The organism is Marinobacter sp. (assembly GCF_035268745.1).
Classification (GTDB): Bacteria; Pseudomonadota; Gammaproteobacteria; order Pseudomonadales; family Oleiphilaceae; genus Marinobacter.
The window spans coordinates 1-2,255 of the sequence record NZ_DATFKH010000213.1 but is presented as its reverse complement, the minus strand read 5'-3'; the positions used below and the strand labels follow the sequence as shown (position 1 = coordinate 2,255).

The window sequence follows — 2,255 nt, the reverse complement described above, 5'->3', positions numbered from 1 at the left end:
AAAAGTTCTGTTTCAGTGCCATGACTATCACCTTTCGTTATTTATTATGCGTTCTGAGGCGTTGCGGTCGCCTGACCTACATGTTGAAAATAGACCAGTTTGCGGATAAATAACATATCGGCGGGATGCCTGATTAATGGGCATCGAGTAGGAGGGGGAGTCACCTCCCCCGTCCTCTCACACCACCGGGCATACGGTTCCGTACCACGGCGGTTCACGGTTGGCTCTGAAGCCGGTTCATCGTATCCAGCAAGCTTACCAGAGAGTGGCCGGTGAACACCTTCTTGGGCAGCGCCGCGTTCATGTGAGAGGCGCCGCTATTCCACCAGGGTCCACGGCCATTCGTTGCACTCATCCAGGCCCTTTGCTCGGTCAGACCAAGCCGCATCAGGTTTCGGGCCCGCGTGCGGGACCGTTTCCACTGCTGCCACAGAATCAGGCGGAGTCGCCGCCGTATCCAGCCATCCAGAGCATCGACCGACCGTTTCGAGGCCGTCAGGCGATAATAGTTCGCCCAACCCCGCAAGACCGGGTTTAGCTTCCAGATGGTCGTTGTCAGCGACTGCCCTCGTGATCGTTTCAGCAACGAGCGCAGTTTGGTCATAAAAGCCTTCAGGCTCTTTGGTGCGATCCTCAGTCGTACCTGTCGTTTGTGCCAGCTTATGCTGTAACCCAAAAAGCTGCGACGCCACGGTCGATCCACAGCGCTCTTGGCCGTGTTCACCTTCAGGCGCAGGCGCGTTTCCAGGAAGTGGGTCATACTGGCCATAACCCGCTCACCAGCTCTTTTGCTGCTCACGTAGATGTTGCAGTCATCCGCGTAGCGGCAGAACCGGTGCCCCCGGCGCTCCAGTTCCCGATCCAGTTCGGTCAGAAGCACATTGGAGAGCAAGGGGGAGAGGGGGCCGCCTTGCGGCGTCCCTTCTCTTCTCGGGCTGACCGCCCCACCTTCGAGCATGCCGGCTTGAAGGTAACGTCGGATCAGGGTGAGTATCCGCCGGTCCGTGATGCGTTGAGCCAGCAGGCTCATCAGCACATCATGGTTGACCCGGTCGAAGAACTGCGCCAGGTCCAGATCAACCACCCAGCGGTGGCCGTCGTTGATGTGCCTTTGCATGGCCTCGACCGCCTGATGGGCGCTTCGTCCAGGGCGGAACCCGTAGCTGTGATCCGAAAAGGTCGGTTCCAGCATCGGGCTCAGCGTTTGGTGAAGTGCTTGCTGGATCAGGCGATCCTGCACCGTCGGAATACCCAGTATCCGTTCGCCGCCTTGCGGCTTGGGGATGCTGACCCGACGTACCGGCTGAGGATGATAATCTCCGGCCAACAGCCGCTCTCGCAGCGTTGGCCAATGCTGTTGCAAGTGGCCCTTTAGGGTTGTGACCGGCATCTGGTCGACACCAGCGGCACCCTTGTTGGACACCACCCGCTGATACGCACGCATCAGGTTCGGGCGCGCAAGCACCTGTTCCATGAGCGTGTTCGGCTCCGCGTTCGTCCACGAGTGAGCCCCCGCGTCTGCCTCGACACGGGCTCCAGTACCTGCCGGGTTCCGCCCGGCGCCTTCCTGAATGCCCTGACCCATCCGGGTCACTTCTGTCTTCATAAGCACACCACGAGAACTCATCGCCTACTAGCGGCTCACCATGTTCGGTCCTTTAGTACGCGGTAACGCACCTACTATGACCTCGGCTGAGTTCTGGCTCCCTATCTTCATCCCTTCCGGGATGAATAGCACTGTGGCAGGAAGCCAGACTTCCCAGGGTAAGACGCGTGACCTTCACACTTATGCCCGCCGCATGTACGTCCACACCTTCCGTGCAAGTACTGGGCTTTGACGATATATGCCGCCTCACCCGGTGTGACCGCCTGATGCGATTCCTGTTCGTCGGGCCAGTGCTTTGCCTGCGGCTTCCTTCAGATTCCACCTCGCGATGGACACCCTTGCCGTCCGGCTAGTGGTTCCCCTTGCCGGGTCCACAGGGGACTTGCACCCCCAAGTCATCCGGCCAGCACCACCTGGACCGGAACAGCGCCCGTCAAGGCGCTACGCGCCATGCCTGGCGCACATAAAAAAAACCCCGGCAGCAAAGCTGACGGGGTTTTGGGATTAAGAGCCTGACGATGACCTACTCTCACATGGGCAGAAGCCACACTACCATCGGCGCTGGTCTGTTTCACGGCTGAGTTCGGGATGGGATCAGGTGGTTCCAGACCGCTATGGTCGTCAGGCAAAACGGTTGATCACTGGGGGA

1 protein-coding gene and 1 rRNA gene are annotated in these 2,255 nt (G+C 59.5%); both read right to left on the bottom strand.

Features of this window, described 5'->3' with window-relative positions:
- Positions 1 to 214 precede the first annotated feature (214 nt).
- On the bottom strand, positions 215 to 1,606 hold the full coding sequence (gene ltrA, locus VJ956_RS14225) for a group II intron reverse transcriptase/maturase (protein ID WP_324085701.1): 1,392 nt from the start codon (positions 1,604 to 1,606) through the stop codon (positions 215 to 217).
- A gap of 510 nt (positions 1,607 to 2,116) precedes the next feature.
- Positions 2,117 to 2,232: ribosomal RNA gene (rrf, locus tag VJ956_RS14220) — 5S ribosomal RNA — on the bottom strand.
- Positions 2,233 to 2,255 lie beyond the last annotated feature (23 nt).

What these genes read in the sequence shown, in the direction of transcription:
- ltrA (WP_324085701.1), bottom strand. Translation starts at nt 1,606, where the DNA reads ATGAAGACAGAAGTGACCCGGATGGGTCAGGGCATTCAGGAAGGCGCC.